The 17,082-nt window shown below is 59.6% G+C and carries 16 protein-coding genes; 9 read left to right on the top strand and 7 right to left on the bottom strand.

The window, feature by feature from the left end; translation table 11 throughout:
• Positions 1-239: 239 nt before the first annotated feature.
• Together G6K99_RS20155 and G6K99_RS20150 are read left to right on the top strand one after the other, a co-directional pair.
• Complete coding sequence (locus G6K99_RS20155) at positions 240-758, top strand: YidB family protein (protein ID WP_062459502.1); 519 nt, start codon at positions 240-242, stop codon at positions 756-758.
• A gap of 48 nt (positions 759-806) precedes the next feature.
• Positions 807-1,055 carry a hypothetical protein gene (locus G6K99_RS20150; protein WP_062578146.1) on the top strand — a complete coding sequence of 83 codons (249 nt, stop codon included), beginning with the start codon at positions 807-809 and terminating at the stop codon, positions 1,053-1,055.
• Positions 1,056-1,508: 453 nt separating this feature from the next.
• On the opposite strand, the gene G6K99_RS20145 is transcribed toward G6K99_RS20150, so the two are convergent.
• Entirely contained in the window at positions 1,509-3,206 is a 1,698-nt protein-coding gene (locus G6K99_RS20145; protein ID WP_174197654.1) for an FAD/NAD(P)-binding protein, read from the bottom strand.
• A 498-nt stretch (positions 3,207-3,704) separates the two neighbouring features.
• On the opposite strand from G6K99_RS20145, the gene G6K99_RS20140 reads away from it, so the two are divergent.
• The 5 genes from G6K99_RS20140 (at position 3,705) to G6K99_RS20120 (ending at position 6,327) form a co-directional block, all read left to right on the top strand.
• Positions 3,705-4,274 (top strand): type 1 glutamine amidotransferase domain-containing protein, encoded by a 570-nt coding sequence (locus tag G6K99_RS20140; RefSeq protein ID WP_174197653.1) that lies wholly within the window; start codon positions 3,705-3,707, stop codon positions 4,272-4,274.
• A 117-nt stretch (positions 4,275-4,391) separates the two neighbouring features.
• The gene (locus G6K99_RS20135) at positions 4,392-5,468 is read left to right on the top strand and encodes a catalase family protein (RefSeq protein ID WP_174197652.1); all 1,077 of its coding nucleotides are present in this window, start codon (positions 4,392-4,394) and stop codon (positions 5,466-5,468) included.
• Between the two features lie 184 nt (positions 5,469-5,652).
• Positions 5,653-5,823 (top strand): hypothetical protein, encoded by a 171-nt coding sequence (locus G6K99_RS20130; RefSeq protein WP_156461775.1) that lies wholly within the window; start codon positions 5,653-5,655, stop codon positions 5,821-5,823.
• Between the two features lie 14 nt (positions 5,824-5,837).
• On the top strand, positions 5,838-6,005 hold the full coding sequence (locus G6K99_RS20125; RefSeq protein WP_174197651.1) for a hypothetical protein: 168 nt from the start codon (positions 5,838-5,840) through the stop codon (positions 6,003-6,005).
• A 184-nt stretch (positions 6,006-6,189) separates the two neighbouring features.
• Entirely contained in the window at positions 6,190-6,327 is a 138-nt protein-coding gene (locus tag G6K99_RS20120; RefSeq protein WP_156461778.1) for a hypothetical protein, read from the top strand.
• A 54-nt stretch (positions 6,328-6,381) separates the two neighbouring features.
• On the opposite strand, the gene G6K99_RS20115 is transcribed toward G6K99_RS20120, so the two are convergent.
• From G6K99_RS20115 to G6K99_RS20095, 5 genes are all read right to left on the bottom strand, one after another.
• Positions 6,382-7,137, bottom strand: coding sequence for an outer membrane protein (locus tag G6K99_RS20115; RefSeq protein ID WP_244631545.1), 756 nt, complete (start codon positions 7,135-7,137; stop codon positions 6,382-6,384).
• A gap of 189 nt (positions 7,138-7,326) precedes the next feature.
• Positions 7,327-7,872, bottom strand: coding sequence for an RNase H family protein (locus G6K99_RS20110; protein WP_371816252.1), 546 nt, complete (start codon positions 7,870-7,872; stop codon positions 7,327-7,329).
• 5 nt (positions 7,873-7,877) lie between these two features.
• Entirely contained in the window at positions 7,878-8,489 is a 612-nt protein-coding gene (locus G6K99_RS20105) for a TetR family transcriptional regulator (RefSeq protein WP_062459490.1), read from the bottom strand.
• 25 nt (positions 8,490-8,514) lie between these two features.
• Positions 8,515-11,649, bottom strand: coding sequence for an efflux RND transporter permease subunit (locus G6K99_RS20100; protein ID WP_174197650.1), 3,135 nt, complete (start codon positions 11,647-11,649; stop codon positions 8,515-8,517).
• 12 nt (positions 11,650-11,661) lie between these two features.
• Positions 11,662-12,861, bottom strand: a complete 1,200-nt coding sequence (locus G6K99_RS20095; RefSeq protein WP_092663201.1) for an efflux RND transporter periplasmic adaptor subunit — start codon at positions 12,859-12,861, stop codon at positions 11,662-11,664.
• A gap of 220 nt (positions 12,862-13,081) precedes the next feature.
• Between G6K99_RS20095 and G6K99_RS20090 the strand changes: the two genes are divergently transcribed.
• On the top strand, positions 13,082-13,366 hold the full coding sequence (locus G6K99_RS20090; protein WP_062578156.1) for a hypothetical protein: 285 nt from the start codon (positions 13,082-13,084) through the stop codon (positions 13,364-13,366).
• A gap of 248 nt (positions 13,367-13,614) precedes the next feature.
• Positions 13,615-15,708 carry a catalase gene (locus G6K99_RS20085; RefSeq protein ID WP_174197649.1) on the top strand — a complete coding sequence of 698 codons (2,094 nt, stop codon included), beginning with the start codon at positions 13,615-13,617 and terminating at the stop codon, positions 15,706-15,708.
• Positions 15,709-15,865: 157 nt separating this feature from the next.
• Here the strand turns inward: G6K99_RS20085 and G6K99_RS20080 are convergent, their stop codons facing one another.
• A complete protein-coding gene (locus tag G6K99_RS20080) occupies positions 15,866-16,687 on the bottom strand; it encodes a DUF1206 domain-containing protein (protein ID WP_062459479.1) in 822 nt (273 codons plus the stop codon).
• Positions 16,688-17,082 lie beyond the last annotated feature (395 nt).

Below are 17,082 nucleotides of genomic sequence, written 5' to 3'. Positions count from 1 at the left end.
CGTAAATGACTGACCCCGCCAGCAATGGTGGGGTTTTTCGTTTTTTTGGACCACTGCAGCGGATCGGCGGCCGTGTCACCTCACCTTCGGAGTTATTCCGAACCGCCCCGAACCCTCTCCCCGCAGCAAATGTTCGGCCAACGGGTTCCCGTGCAGGAACCTCGCCGCCGACTGGTCGTTTGCTTTGCATGAAGCCTTAACGCCATCCCGGCTATGGCTGAGAAATCGAGGAGAACACCATGGCAAGCGGTCAATTGAAAGCACTGCTCGGCGTACTCGCCGTTGCTGGATTTCAGAACAGGGACAAAATCGCAGAGCTCCTACGGGGCGTGAACAAGACCCAACCGGCTGGAGCGAACACCGCTCCGGAGACCAGTCCCCGGCAGCCAAGTGGTCTTGAGGATCTGCTCGGCAAGCTTACGGGCGGCAAGGAAGCAGGCGGCCTTGGCGGAATTCTGGGAGGACTTGCGTCCGGCGGTGTCTTGAGTGGTGGTCTGGGTGACCTCCTGAAAACCTTCCAGCAGAACGGATATGGTCAGAAGGCCGAATCTTGGGTCAAGCCCGGATCCAACGAGGATATCGATGGGGATCAGCTTGCCGAAGCGATCGGACCCGAAGTTCTCGATGAACTGGCAGCAAAAACAGGACTGTCGCGAGATGAGATACTTGCGCGGCTGAGCAAGGATCTTCCCCGCGCGGTCGATGAGCTGACCCCGGATGGCAAGGTTCCGGCAGACGACCGAACATCGACAGTGTGATTGGAAGGGGCACCATCCCTTCATCCTCAAGCAAAACGGTAGATCCCTATGAAACTTTCAGACGATGCGCGCTCCATCCTGGTGTTTGCGGCCTATCATCAACTCCTCAGCGGTGACCCCGTAAAGGAAGTCGTTCTGGACGATGGTGCTGGTCATCACGCAAGCTCGAAGGGCCAGGCAGAACTCGAAGACGGCGGCCTCATCCGTATCGACGGAAAAAGAGCGGAGATTACCGACGAAGGTCAAAACGTTCTCGCGACAGTCATCGATGCCATTCGAAACGCCACAGCCGGCTGAAGCAGAGAATAAGCTCAGCGTTTGAGGGCCTGGTTTTCTTCGACCAGCCGACTTCCATCTCAGGAAACAAGCCTCTGCTCTCAGGAATGAGACAGAGGCTTCGTTGCGTTCCCCTTCGGTCAGTCCTGAAGGTTTCTCGTCCGACACGCATCTTAGGGGAGCCCTGCTGCTCGCCATCCGCAGGTCCGGGTCACAGCCGAGAGATTGCCGGCCACGCTGACGCCGGTCGGCGCGATCGTGCTGTTATGATGCCACAGTACGTCATTGCTCAAGGCTGTAAGCGTGCCTCTCCGCTGCCGCCTAGCTAGAGTGGTTTCAGTTGGCATAATCAAAAACCCCACACCGTCAGCGAGAACCGTGTATGGTCGAGGTGAGCAGGCATTGAAAAAGAAATCCCGCCTCGAGAGGCGGGATTATCACTTCAGTCGACCAACGCTCACTAGCACGCAGATCCTACGCTGCGATCTCAGCCGGCGCCTGTGCGCGGGCGGATGACCTGACGCGGCGGCTGCGGACCGGTCTTGTCACCTCGGCAATGATGGAGGCTGCAACGATCTGTCCGAGTTCGGCAGCACTTGTGATGCCCTGGATGAACGGACGTTTGTGCAGAAGATATGAGACAGCCGGGACGTACAGTCGCCTCACCGGTCGCACACCCGCGATCAGCGGTCGGCACTGGTCGTCCACGTCAATCCCGCCCGTACGGCGGTGATTGCCAATGGCTGTCATCGTCTTTGCCTCGGATATCAGCCCTCGTTCGATAAGGGATGGGAATGGCAAGTCGGTCGCCGACAGAGTTTTCTGACCCGTGGCGTCGATAAACGTATCGAAGCGCAAGGTGGTACCGGCGATTTCGACAGTAGCGCCCCGTTCAAGACCTTCTTTCACGATCTCCGAGTCATCGCCAAGGGCGACGATACCAAGACAACCGTTCCGATGAAGCGCAAGTAGTCGCTCGATCGACAGGTGCGGAACGGTCGCATAGTCGTCGGCGAAAATGCTCTTGAAGTTCCGGTTGAAGCGGCCAAGGTCGTCAGCGTTCATAAAGCCGACCGCCGTCTCGATGATCTCATGGGGAATGAGAATGGCGTAACGCCACGGAACGGTGTGCTTCTGGGCATAGTTCCGCTTGGCTTCGGTAAGGTTAGACGCCGCCCACTCGAACGGGTCTTCCTTGTCGCGAACCCCGTAATACGCAACGGCGAACGTGTCGACGGTCAAGCCGTCTAGACCGATGGCCTTGGAATAGTCCGGATCGGCAACAGCAAGTTCCTGGCGAAACAACTCGAAAATGTCATCGAGCAGTCCGCTGCTGCCAAGCGCGATGCGGTCATCGACCGCCTGCTGCGTGCAGATCTTCGGCTCAAGATAGGGGATCGGAAAATAGAAATCGGCTTCGGGAAGAAGACCCTTGCGCGACATCATCACGATATCAAGAGCCCGGCAGTCCGCGTTGACGGAGTACTTCAGTTCGCCACCCTTGCTTTTGGTGAATTCACCGAACTTGGTCGCGACCGTCATGACGGCATCGATCGCACTCAGCGAAGTCCCCAAAATTCCGATCTTGCCGCTCGGGATGCTCTGCAATGCGGTTGCGGGCCATGGCGCCTCAAAGAAGCCGGGCGACGTCTCAGGTTCGGACGGAAAGCTATGTCCGGTCGCAATGACGACGTAATCGAACAGCGCCTCTGCGCCGCCGTGTTCAGGGCTCAGGCACAATTTGAACTGATCACCGACAGGCTGAACGTCGTCGACGGCTGCGTTCTCAAACACGTCGACCGTATGCCTGGAGGCCCGCGATGCGTCTATGATCGCGTCGAACTGAGATCTGAAATAATCGCCAACCACGACACGCGGATAGAATGCACGGTCTGTGATTTCCGAGCGAGCAACACCAATCTCGTTCAGGTACTCGTCGGACTGGAGTTCCAGCCAGTCGTGGAGCATCACCGGCAGAGCCGGCACCTCGATGCTCGGTATATTCGACAGCATCGCGAGGTCGTTGATGCCCCGCTGGTAGGGTGTTCCCTTGCCGGCGACGTCGGTTCGCTCGAAAATTGCAATATCCAGAGAGGCGCTGCATTTCACAAGGTCCTGCAGTGCGAATATGGCTGTCGGACCCGATCCAATAATGGCTACGCGTTTACGCATCTAAATCTCCTGCCCCGCGGAAAGCGGCGCACATTGACAGAACAACCGACATCGAAAGATGTTCCCCATCTGTCCAGAGTGAGCAAACAGCAACGAGCCGGGTTTCACCTTGCTGATATGGGGATTCCTCCGCGATCTGCGATGTCCCGCGTGCCTTCGTGTCGTGTCGGTCCGCTACCGTACAGGCGCAACATGTTGATGAGGCGCTCAACGAGTCCCATGTATCGGGGAAGCAATCACAGAGATGGATACGATGGTTTCAAGGATCAGGAGAACGCTGACCATGGGCGAACGCGCGGCCGCCTTCGAGCACACCAATGCCGTTGCGCGCGAGACTGCAGATGACGAACGGCGACGTCGGGAGGAAAAAAGCGAGCGCCTCCGGAAACTTCGACTGGCGGCAGAGCAAGGTGACAAGTCGAAGTGTTCGGCTGGATGAAACTTTTCATGCCAACCGTCATTAACGCTCCTCCATATCAAGAAAAGTGAGGAAACACGATGACCCTTCAAGGCAAAAAAATCGCCATTCTTATCGCTCCGCGCGGCACTGAAGAGCCCGAGTTCAAGCAGCCGAAAGACGCGGTCGAGGCAGCCGGTGCCACGGTCACTGTCATCGGCCTTGAAAGCGGCGAGGCCCAGACGAACAACAACGACCTCGACGCCGGGAGCAGCTATACCGTTGACAAGACGGTCAGTGATGTCTCGGCTGACGAGTTCGACGGCCTCGTCATTCCGGGCGGATGCGTGGGCGCCGACAAGCTGAGAGCCGACAAGGCGACGATCGCCTTCGTGCACGCATTCCTCCAGCAGGCAAAACCCGTGGGCGTCATCTGTCACGCACCGTGGCTTCTCGTCGAAGCAGACGTCCTGAATGGCCGGACGGTGACATCGTATCCGACAGTTCGCAAGGACATTGAGAACGCTGGTGGCATCTGGGTCGACAAGGAAGTTGTTGTCGACAAGGGGCTCGTGACGAGCCGCACCCCGAAGGATTTGCCGGCTTTCTGCGCGAAGATCGTCGAGGAATTCGAAGAGGGCAAACACCCACAGCAGGCCCGTAGCGCCTGAGTGACTACTCGGGATGCGGCTCCCCGATGGGCCGCATCCCCCAGCCGGCGAGCATATTAGCTTGCGCTGGAACCAGGAGCACTATTCTGGCGTTTTTGGATTTTGAAGGAGCGCCAGATGATTGCACCCACGCCCGTCCGTTATTCCCCAGACCTCGAAACAGTCAAACCTGATGAGCGCGAGACGATCTCGGGTCTAATCGATCAGTTCGACATCATTCTTGAAAAGACTGCCGAGGATTACGGCCATGCCGTTCGGTCCGTGCACGCCAAAGCACACGGCATTCTTGAGGGTACAATGACCGTCAAGGACGGGCTGCCGCCCGAGTTCGCGCAAGGTCTGTTTGCCAAACCGGGCGAACATCCGGTCTACATGCGTCTTTCCACAAACGCCGGCGACATCTTGCCCGACGCTGTCGCTCTTCCACGCGGGTTGGCGATCAAGGTTGTCGGCGTCGAGGGTACTCGCCTGCCTGGCGCGGACGGCAATAACCAGGACTTCGTGATGGTCAACGGCCCGATCTTCCAGACGCCGGATCCGAAGAAATTTCTCTCCAGCCTCAAGCTCCTTGCCAAGACCACGGACAAGCTGGAAGGCACAAAGACCGTGATGTCCAGCGTGCTTCAGACCGTCAACAAGGGCCTCGAAGCCGTCGGCGTGACGAGCCCCACCATTCAGTCGCTCGGCGGCGCGCCGAATGTCGATCCGCTCGGCGAGACCTATTTCAGTGTCACGCCGTTCCGCTATGGTGACTACGTCGCGAAGTTCCGCGTGAAGCCGATCTCACCGGATCTGACCAAGCGCACCGGAACCGAAATCGATGCCAGCGTCCGCGAGAACGCCATCCGTGAGACGGTCCAGGCGGAAATGCAGGAAACGCGGGGCCTGTGGGAATTCCAGGTCCAGCTCTGTCGCGATATCGAAGCGCAACCGATCGAGGATCCGACCGTAGAATGGAAGGAAGACGAAGCTCCGTTCGTGACCGTTGCCACTTTGAGCGCCGCTCCGCAGGATAGCTGGAGCGACGCCAAGGTGCAGAAGGTCGACGAGGAAATGCGGTTCAGCGTCTGGACCGGACTTGCAGATCACCAGCCTCTCGGCGGCATCAACCGGGCACGTAACGAAACCTACCGCCACTCTGCCGACTTCAGAGCCAAGTTCAACGGCTGTCCGTTCCACGAACCGCAGCAGTAAGCGCAGGGCAAACACCAGATTTCGGCGAGATCGACGTCTCGCCGAAATTTTACGTTTAAATTTCAAAAGAAGACGACACTGGCGGATATGCCGTACGGATTGTCCTCACATTCCGCTGCGCCTCGAAACGGCCGGAACTATGCGGCTCGCGGACTGTTCGCCTCCTTGAATGAAAGGAAATGCGATGAAGCCCGAAGATGAACCCAGTATCGACAAAATGAGAGACCCGCCTGAAGTTCGAAAGAAGAAGGGACTGTTAGGGCGCGGAGTGATCGTCGTGCTTGGCATATACGTGCTCGGCGCCTTCAGCCTGTATATCGCAATCGTCATCTACGGGCTCATGAGCTCGTCGTGACAGGACTGGAAGGAATGACCGTGAAGAATCCACCGGTTACCGAGGACGCCGACAAAACGCTGATCGAAAATGATGGGCACCAGCGCTTTAAGGAAAGCGTCGACACGACGCGAACTCCGGAGCAGGAACGCAGAGACGCCCCGGAGAAAACAGGTACGCCCGGATACGGCACAACCAAGTGAAAGGGCGCTGATGTCACAGAGCGGAAATCAAGGCCCGGACTGGTGGTTCGCCTGGCTGGGCCGGGACAACACAGGCACTGGCATGCTGCGGTTCCTAGCGCTGCCGCTGTCGTTCATCGTGGTGGTCGGAATTATGTTCTGGACCATCTGGCCATCGTGAATCTCTGACCAGAAGGAGAATAAAATGAGTGACGACAAAAAGACCGGAAGCGATGCGGATCGCACGAGCGAGAATGCCGACAAGGACCGTGAGGATTTGCTGAAGAAGGCCGAAAAAGGCCTTGAAGACGCCAAGGGCGAAAAGCCCGAGGGCGAGATCTGAAACGTCTCAAGCAGAATAGGTCTGGCCGGTCGCGAAACCGGCCAGACCCTCAGATCAAAACTGGCGACGCAGGCCGAATGTCACAGCATGGCTGCGGAAGTCGGTGCTCGACGTGGATCCGTCGCGGGCCTCGAAGTTGAAATCGTCGGCAGCTGTGAAACGATACCCGATATCGAACGTCGTGTTGTCGAACAGCGACGTGCTCGTGAACAGACCGATAGCCTGCAGATTGATGCCAACGCCGGCATCAAGGTGGTAGGCGAACTGGGTGTCGGAATCATCCATCAGCGTGCCGGTACCGGTTCCGCTGACGCCCTGCTTGCGCAGTTCCAGGTTCATGAAACCTGCACCGCCGCCAACGTAAGGCGTGATCGCGCTGACTGCGCCTTCAGCTGCAAGCGGGATATCGAGATAGCCGTTGACATAGCCCTGGAACGAGCGAGCGTCGCCGTAGGAGTCGATACCGCCAACGCCGCCAAATCCGGAAACGCTGTGTTCGTCGACAGACGCGCTGCCGTAACCAAGTTCAAGCTCGAGGCGCGGCGAAACGAAGCCCATCGATCCGAAGTTATAGCCGGCGCGCAGTGCGCTGTAGTAGCCGACATCATACTCGGTGGACACCGACGCGGCGCCGAAATCAAAGCCTGTATCGTCAAGGAAGTTTACGGAGCTCAGCGAACCAAAGTAAAAACCTGACGTCGCCGGTGCGGCAAGCGGAGTTTCCATGGGCGCGAGATCTGCGGCAGACACCGGGACTGCGATTGCCGAGGCGAGGAGAACGGTGGCCAGGGCTTTTGAGAGAGTGTTCATGACATATCCTTTAGTGGTCCGATGCCTGATCGGTGATTCAATCCACTATCAGAGTCGCGCTGTTTGCTAACGGAAAGAGCTAATAAAGATGATCTTGCAGTAGCGACTGCACAATCACAGTTGCAAGTCCGCCACATGACTTCTGTCATGTTCAGCAGGTCTTTCGCGCTCGGGAGCCGGCAACGTGCCTTATCCCAGACCCAAGGCTGATCTCGCTGCCGCATCGGCCTGTTCATTTCCGGAGATTCCGGAATGCCCTTTGCACAATTGAATTGTGACAAGCGGGTTGCGCTCGAGGAAAGCGTCCAGTTCGCGCCAGACATCTGCATCCGGGATTGGCCGACGACGTTCGTGCGGGTTTGATCTTACCCGCTTCCAGCCGTTGCCGCGCCAGATGAACCGCCATCGACGGCACCCTTCGACGACATGGGCGGAATCGGTCCATATCACCGCAGCCATTCCCGTCGCTTCGGCTTCAAGCCAAGACGCCGCGCGCATGACAGACAGCACCTCGAACGTATTGTTCGAGCTGCCGATCGTCGTCCCCGAGGCGACATGGATCTGCACGTCGCCTTTGAAAGCGACGATCGCCCAGCCGCCAGATCGGGAAGCGGCGTCGAACGAACCGTCGGTATAGACCTGGAAGATATCGGTCATCGGGGAAAGCATAGCATCGACAGATCCGGCGACAATGTCCACTTGCTTGACCGAGCCTGCCGATTTCTCCCCATCCATCACGATCAGCGCCTGAAGGTCGCGAACAGCTTTCGGACGCTGTCTCCGCCCAAGATGACGAGGTCGAACTTCCGGCCAAACAGCAGCCACTCCCAACAGATACCCTTCATCTGCCAGTGCACGGCGCGGCTGCACGCGGCAGGAGTCCACAAGGGTGACAGCTGTCCCTTGTCTTCAGCCTTGGCAAAGATGCGCTCCATGTTTTTAGTGTGCTCAGCGCTGAGGGCGTCCATCTCCTGCAGGACAGGTTCGAACTCATGTTCGAAGTTCGTTCTCAGAAGGATCGTGAGGAGCCGCTGACGCTGGACGTCGCTTGCGAGCATCCCAAACCAGTCGAGAGCAATGGTTTCCACCGCCGAGATCGGATCAGTATCCTCGCAACCCGAGCCGGCAGCGTCGCTCATGTCGACCCGGGGAAGCTGCGCCGCGTTGTAGAGTTGGAGGAACAGGTCGCTCTTGCTGGCAAAGTGCCAGTAGACCGCTCCACGTGTGACACCAGCGGCAGCCGCGATTTCGTCCAGAGTACTGTTGGCGACGCCTTTTTCGAAAAAAAGCTGCTCGGCTGCGGTCAGGACGGCACAGCGCGTCTCGGCCGCTTCGGCTTTCGTTCGTCTCATCCTTGTCCTCCTCTTCCCGCCCCCCCTACTCCGCCGGTTTGGGAGCTGCCTTTTCTGCTTCGTGGTTCGGCTCCTTCACGCGGAAGACTTTCATCACGAAGACGAAGAACACGGGAACGAAGAAGATGGCGAGCAGGGTCGCCGAGATCATCCCGCCGAGCACGCCGGTGCCGATCGCATTCTGACTGGCAGCACTGGCACCGGTGGCAATTGCCATCGGAACGACGCCGAGGGTGAACGCAAGCGACGTCATCAGGATCGGGCGGAAGCGCAGATGCGCTGCCTCGACCGTCGCATCGAAGGTGGAGCGGCCTTCGGCGCGGAGGTCCTTGGCGAACTCGATGATCAGGATGGCATTCTTCGCCGACAGACCGATAATGGCGATCAGACCCACGAGGAAGTAGACGTCATTCGACATTCCTCGAAGCATGACGGCCGCAACCGAACCGATGACCCCGAGCGGCACGACGAGCATGACCGAGATCGGGATCGACCAGCTTTCGTACAAGGCTGCCAGCAGCAGGAACACGAAGAGCACGCTGAGCGCGATCAGGGCTGGTGCCTGCGACCCCGACTGGATTTCCTGCAGCGACTGGCCGGTCCATTCGTAACCGAAACCGTTCGGCAGTTCGCCGGCAAGCCGTTCCATCTCGGTGATGGCGTCACCGGAGGAGAAGCCCGGTGCTGCCTGGCCGGCGATGCGGATCGACGGGTAGCCGTTATAGCCAACAACCTGCGACGGGCCCCGGACCCATTCGACCGACGCGAATGAGGCCATCGGCACCATGCCGCCATTGGCGTTGCGGACGTTGAGCCGCAGCAGGTCTTCTGTCTTCATGCGCTGCTTGCCGTCGGCCTGAACCTGCACGCGCTGCATGCGTCCCGCATTCGGGAAGTCGTTCACATAGGACGAGCCGAGGTTTGCGGTGATCGTCGAGTTGATGTCGCCGAATGTGACACCGAACGTGTTGGCTTTCTCACGGTCGATGAGAAGGTTTACCTGCGCCGCATCCGGCATGCCTTCGATGCGAACGCCTGCGAGAACCGGGCTCTTGGCAATTGCGGCCATCAACTGGTCGCGCGCCGCGCCAAGTGCCGTCTGGCCGTTGCCGGCACGATCCTGCAATCGGAAGGTAAAGCCGGACGAGTTGCCGAGACCCTGGATCGGCGGCGGCGACAGCGAGAACGCGATCGCATCGCGGATGCCGAAGATCTGGCCGTTGATCCTCTTTGCGATCGCATCAGCCGAATCCTCGGGACCGCGATCCGACCAGTCCTTCAGGGTGATGAAGGCGAGCGCGGCATTCTGGCCGCTGCCGGAGAAGGAATAGCCGTTGATGGCGATAATGCGCTCGACGGCCTTTTCACTGAGCGCGATCTTTTCGATCTGCGCGACGACCTCGGTGGTGCGGTCGGTGCTTGCCTCGGCCGGTGCCTGAACGTCGACGATCAGGAAGCCTTGGTCTTCGTTGGGCAGGAACGAGCTCGGCAGCTGCAGATAGGCCCAGCCGAGGCCGACGAGAAGCGCGACGTAGATGACCATGAAGCGACCGGATCGCTTGATGATGCCACCGACCGTGCGCGAATAGCCGTGCGAAGCCTTATCGAAACCGCGGTTGAAAATGCCGAAGACGCCCTTCTTCTCGTGGTGATCGCCTTTGATCGGCTTGAGGAACGAACCGCACAGTGCGGGCGTGAGCGACAGGGCAAGGAAACCCGAGAACAGGATCGAGACCACCATGGTCAGCGAGAACTGCTGATAGATGATGCCGACCGCACCGGGGAAGAAGGCCATCGGGATGAACACCGCACTCAGGACGAGCGTGATGCCGATGATGGCGCCCGAAATCTGGCCCATCGCCTTGCGGGTCGCTTCCTTCGGCGACAGCTTTTCCTGCGCCATGATGCGCTCGACGTTTTCGACGACGACGATGGCGTCGTCGACGAGAATGCCGATCGCGAGCACCATCGCAAACATGGTGAGCACATTGATGGAGAAGCCGGAGACATACATCACCGCACAGGTGCCAAGCAGCGCCACCGGGACGACCAGTGTCGGGATCAGCGTGTAGCGGATGTTCTGAAGGAAGACGTACATCACCACGAAGACGAGGATCATCGCCTCGATCAGCGTATGGATGACCTTCTCGATCGAGACTTCCACGAACGGGCTGGTATCGTACGGGATCTCGTATTCGATGCCGGACGGGAAATACTGCTGCAGCTCTGTCATGACCGCGCGCACGCCTTTCGCCGTATCGAGTGCGTTGGCTGTCGGCGACAGCTGGACGCCGATGGCAGCGCTTGGCTTGCCGTTGAGGCGGCTGGAGAAGTTGTAGCTTTCGCCGCCAACCTCGATGCGGGCGACATCGCGCAACCGCACCGACGAACCATCGGGATTGGCACGCAAAACGATCGCTCCGAACGCTTCGGGGTTGGTCAACTGTCCCTGGACGTTGATGGTTGCGGAAATCTGCTGGCCGATCGGGTTCGGCGTCGCGCCGATACGACCGGCGGCAACCTGGGCGTTCTGGGCGCTGATCGCAGCCGTAACATCGGAGGCCGTCAGCTTGAGGCCGACCATCTTGTCGGGATCCATCCAGATCCGCATGGAGCGCTGGGTCGCGAACAACTGAGCACTGCCGACGCCGGGCACCCGGCGGATCTCGCCAAGCACGTTGCGGTTCAGATAGTCGCCGAGACCGATGACGTCGGTATTGCCGTCCGTGGAGGTCAGCGACACGACCATCAAGAACGATGTGCCTGCCTGCTCGACGCGCACGCCCTGCGATGTGACGGCGCCCGGCAGGCGGGGTTCGGCGCGGGCGATGCGGTTCTGCACCTCGACCTGCGCTTCGCCGATATTCGTACCGGGTGCGAAGGTGACGTTGATGGACACGCGGCCCGACGATTCAGACGTCGATTCGAAATAGATCAGCCCGGGAACGCCGTTCAGTTCTTCTTCGATCGGACGCGTCACGCCCTGGTAGATATCGTCAGGGGAAGCGCCGGGATAGTTGGTGGAGACGGTGATCTGCGGGGGCGCGACATTCGGATACTGCGCGATCGGCAGCATCGGGATGGTCATCACGCCTGCCAGCATGATGAAGATTGCGACGACCCAGGCGAAGATCGGCCGGTCGATGAAGAAACTTGCCATGTAACCTGGTCCTTACTTCTTCGCCGGCTCTGCAGGAGCAGCCTTGGCGTCGCCCTGCGTCGATTGCTCGGTCGCCGGCTTGTCCGCGGACCAGGGCTCAGGCTTGACGGTGGCGCCGGGAGCCGTCTTCTGGAAACCTTCGGCAATCACGCGGTCGCCGGCCTTCAGGCCCTGCGAGATGACCCAGCGTTCGCCAAGCGCACGACCGACGGTGACGCGGCGCTGCTCGACCTTGTCTTCAGCGCCGACCACGAGCACGCTCGCCTGGCCGCCGGAATCGCGCTGCAGGGCCTGCTGCGGCACGGCGAAGGCGTCGCGCTCCAGACCTTCCTCGATCTGCACGCGGACATACATGCCCGGGAGGAGATCCCCATTGGTATTGGGGAATTCACCGCGCAGGGTCACCTGCCCAGTGGTTTCATCGACCGCTGCTTCCGAAAACAGCAAACGGCCCGTTTCCGGGTATTTGGTGCCGTCGTCGAGCATGAGATAGGCGTTCGCCTCGTTCGGTCCCGTCATCAGCTTGCCGTCCTGCAGCGCCTTGCGCAGGCGGATCAGATCGGCGGCCGGTTGGGTGAAGTCCGCATAGATCGGGTCGAGCTGCTGGATGGTCGCGAGGTTTTCAGAGCCAGTCGAGCTGACCAGGGCGCCTTCCGTGATCAGCGCACGGCCGATGCGGCCGCTGATCGGTGCCGTGACATTGGCGTATTGCAGGCTGAGCTCGGCCTGGGCAAGGCCGGCCTGGGCGACGGCGACTTGAGCGTCCGCCTGCGCCAGTGCAGAGATCGCGGTATCGAGGTCCTGGCGAGTGGCGACGTTCGATTTGCTGAGCTGGGTCTGACGATCGGCGGTCTGGCGAGCCTGCATCTGCGCTGCCTGCGCACTCCGAAGCGTGGCCTGCGCGCTGTCGACCTGAACCTGGAACGGTGCCGGGTCGATGCGGTAAAGCACGTCGCCCGCCTTGACGATGGAGCCCTGTTCGAAGACGCGCTCGACGATAATCCCGGAGATACGCGGGCGCACCTCGGCGAGACGGGTCGGAGCGATACGTCCGGGCAGATCGCTGGTGATCGGCAAGGTCTCGGGCTGTACCGTCACCACTCCAACGGGCGATGGCGGCGGCGCCGGAGGTGCTGCGGCTTCTTCCTTCTGGCACCCGACGAGGGCGAGGAGGCAGGTGATGGTCAGGATAGATCGCAACGCCTTAGGCATCGAGTGCTCCGCACAAGGATAGTTTACATACAGTCGGGCACGTATATAACCGCCGTCTAGTTTTGTGCAATGCACATAATCGGTGGTTCACGAAGGATTTACGGATGCTGTCAGGATTTTTCGGAGCGGTTGAAGATACACCTGTTTCTCCGGCGAAAGCCGTCGTCTTTGCGATTTCGAGCGACGGCCTGGCTGACGTCGCGACGGCTGAGGACGGGCAATGAACACCGTTACCTGCCATGGACACACCATTCGGATGCTGAACATCAGCGGCACTCTTTGGATCGCGGCACCTGACGCGCTTCGTGCGCTGGGCGTCGATATTGCGCGTAAGGGTGCAAGTGTTCACCTGCAGAAGCTGCCGCGAACGGAAGTGAGACTTGTCACGTCATCCCAGTATCCGGACCTGTTCGCGGGGCGCCGCGGCAACCCGAGGATGAACCTCGTGACAGAGCAAGGGCTTGCTTTGCTACGAGAGCAATCGGGAAAGTTCTGCGTGGGATAGGCATCTCTCCCCGCCGGACCCGCGTCACCGCAGCGCCTCATCGAACGCCGGTCAGGCCACGAATGCAGGCACAGCGGACTACGAGACGCCTTTACTGACCACTCTCGGGAGCTCAGCCCACTGCCAACTCCGGTGCCTGACCTGCAGCCTTGAAAGCAATCCCTTGGATAATCTCTCCGACGGGCGCTTGCCGCAGCGTCGCGCGGGCATATCTCTTGCTGGATTGAATTCGAGCAAAGGACCATCCAATGGCTGACCCGACGACATACGATACGGACCGCGGTGAAGGCGGCGAGACCCACCAGCATGTTCCGTCCGATGGCTCGCATCCTGCTCAGGCCCACCTGACGACAAACCACGGCGTTCGGATCTCCGACAATCAGAACAGTCTGAAATCCGGCAATCGCGGTCCGAGCCTGCTTGAGGACTTCGTTCTCCGCGAGAAAATCTTTCATTTCGACCACGAACGCATCCCTGAGCGCATCGTGCATGCCAGAGGCTCTGCCGCACACGGTTACTTCGAGCTCACGGAATCCCTCAGTGACGTGACAAAAGCCGACGTGTTTCAGCGTGTAGGGGACAAGGTTCCGGTTTTCGTCCGCTTCTCGACCGTTGCAGGCGGCGCTGGCTCTGTCGATACCCCTCGCGACGTTCGCGGCTTCGCCGTCAAATTCTACACGCAGGAAGGCAACTGGGATCTGGTCGGCAACAACATTCCGGTCTTCTTTATCCAGGATGCAATCAAGTTTCCCGATCTCATTCACTCGGTGAAAATGGAAGCTGACCGCGCCTATCCGCAGGCCGGCAGCGCGCACGGTACCTTCTGGGATTTCGCGTCGCTGATGCCTGAGACCACCCACATGCTTCTATGGGCCATGTCGGACCGTGGCATTCCGCGCTCGCTGCGCATGATGCAGGGCTTTGGCATTCATACGTTCCGCTTCGTCAACGAAGAGGGCAAGTCGACCTTCGTGAAGTTCCACTGGAAGCCGAAGCTCGGCGTTCAGTCGACGATCTGGGATGAGGCGCTCAAGCTTCAGGCCGCCGACAACGACTACCACCGTCGCGATCTCTGGGAAGCCATCGACAGTGGTGATTTTCCGGAATGGGAGCTCGGCGTTCAGCTTTTCGACGAGGAATTCGCAAGCCAGCTCCCCTACGACGTGCTCGACTCCACCAAGATCATCCCGGAAGAGATTTTGCCGGTCAAGATCGTCGGTCGGCTTGTGCTTGATCGCAACCCCGATAACTTCTTCGCCGAAACGGAACAGGTGGCTTTCCTGCCGTCGAACGTCGTCCCGGGCATCGACTTCTCCAACGATCCGCTGTTGCAGGGCCGGTTGTTCTCCTATCTGGATACCCAGAAATCGCGTCTCGGCACGGCCAATTTCCATCAGCTGCCGATCAACGCGCCGAAGTGCCCCATGCAGAACTTCCAGCGTGACGGCATGATGCAGATGAGCGTCCCGAAGGGTCGTGCCAATTACGAACCCAACAGCCTCTCAATGGCTGGAGAAGAAGGCGGCCCACGCGAGTGTCCCGCAACTGGCTTCCGGTCGTTCGAACGGGCGACAGGTGATCAGGAACAGGGCGACAAGCTGCGGGTCCGCGCCGAGCTCTTTGCCGACCATTACAGCCAGGCACGGATGTTCTGGAAGTCGCAGACAGCGTCCGAGCAAGCGCATATCGCGTCGTCTTTCGTGTTCGAGCTTTCCAAGGTCGAGTTCGATCACGTTCCGCCGCGCGTTATTGGCAATCTCCTGAACGTTGACGAGGAGTTGGCGCAGCGGGTCGCCGATGGTCTCGGAATCGACCTTCCGGCTGCCAATCCGGCTGCACGGGAACCGGTCGATCTCGATCCGTCGCCAGCCCTGTCGATCCAGAAGAACATGGTCGAGACGGTCAAGGGTCGAAAGATCGGCATCCTTATTGCTGATGGCACCGATGCGAAGGCATTGAGTGATCTGAAGAACGCCATCAGCCAGGCTGGCGCCACCGCATTCGTCGTTGCGCCTAAGATCGGAAAGGCAAAACTGTCCGACGGCAACGTAACGAAAGCCGATGGTCAGCTCGCCGGTTCGCCGTCACAGCTCTTCGACGCGGTCGCGGTTCTCCTCTCGAAGGAAGGCAGCGACATGCTGACCCGGGAAGCCGCAGCGGTCCAGTGGGTGATGGATGCGTTCGGCCACCTCAAGGCTATTGGCCACACGAACGAGGCCCAGCCACTGCTGCAGAAAGCCGGCGTCGAAACCGATGACGGTGTTGTCGGGATGGACGGCTTCCTGAAGGCCGCTGCAAAGCGGTACTGGGATCGCGAACCCAAGGTGCGCATGCTCGCCTAACGCAATAAATAGCCCGGCGTGTCACTGCTTTCGTGGCATGCCGGATATAGCAAATGAGGGGGTGGGAACGGACCGTTCCCACCCCCTCACGCGTTTATGATGGTCGCGATTTCGATGATCAGCTGAGTGCAGGATCCCAGTCAACGGTCCCGATCGGCTAGTTGAAGGGCCGGCTGACAGTGCGCTTGACGTCTGCCATGGAGGGGCCACGGACTGTCCGGTATCTTGCGGCGACAAGGTTATAGATACCGAACGCTGCGAGCCCGGCTGCGATGACGATGAAGATGGTCGCACCGCCGGGCAGCTCGCTCAACCAGTCCATCGCGTCAGCCATGCCGCCAGCTTGATCAGGATCGACCTTGAAGCCGGCATAGGCAAACAGGATGCCGACAACGGCAAACACCACACCGCGGGCCACGAGACCGTAGACACAGACATAGGTGAGCCAACTGGCATTGCTCGGGATGCTGATATACTTCTCGAATTTCCGCGTCAGGCCCTTTATCATGGTAACGACACCGCCTGCGAACAGTCCAATGCCGGCGATGATGGCGAGGTAGGAGCCGAAAGGTTGGGACATGATCCATGTCGCCAGGCCCTTCTCTCCAGAACCACCGCCTCCGCCGCCCGAAAAGACCGAAAGCCCGATTGCGTAGATCCCGAGACCGACATAGGTCACGGCGCTGCCGAGAAGGCTCGCCCGAATGACCATTCCTTTGGCATCGCTGCCATGTCCGTCACTGTCGGCCAGAGCCTGGGCAAGCCGCCAGGCCACAAAACAGAAAAGCCCGATGCCGATTATCCCGACCCACACCTTGCCGAACGGTTGATCCAGCAACGACGATATGGCCGACTTGCTTTCGGGACGACCGCCGCCGAAGCTCGAAAACAGCGCCAACGCCGCAACCAGAAGAAAAACGACACCTCGCGCGGCATAGCCGAACTTAGCTAGCATCTCAAAACGAAATTCCTGCGGCACGCGCTTCTCCCTGGACGACGTCGGTAAAGGATCGAAACGCTCGGTACGGCATAAGGTTGTCGAAAACTACAGGTGAACCTCAAAGAAGAACCGCATCGCCCTCGTTCACATCCCTGTTTGCCACAAAGCGCACGCTGCAGCGCCAAAGTGCCGGCCAGTCGAACGTGCCTTGTGGCTCGCCGAAAACGAAAAAGCCTGCCGCGGGAGGAGGTGCGGCAGGCTTTTCGAAAAGATCGAACAACGGCTGGGAGGAGGAGTGCCGCTGTTCTGCCAGACGCCCATTGGGAGGAGTGGTCGCCTGGAACACGAAGCTCTGCGGGAGGAGGTGCATTGCTTCGTTGGAAGCCTGGATATTCCATTTATCCGAATGTAGAAAGGCAGCATGTTGCAGTGCA

It is taken from the genome of Neorhizobium sp. AL 9.2.2 (assembly GCF_013317225.1).
Classification (GTDB): domain Bacteria; phylum Pseudomonadota; class Alphaproteobacteria; order Rhizobiales; family Rhizobiaceae; genus Neorhizobium; species Neorhizobium soli.
The sequence above is the reverse complement of the archived record's forward strand: the minus strand, read 5'-3'. Positions and strand labels throughout refer to the sequence as shown.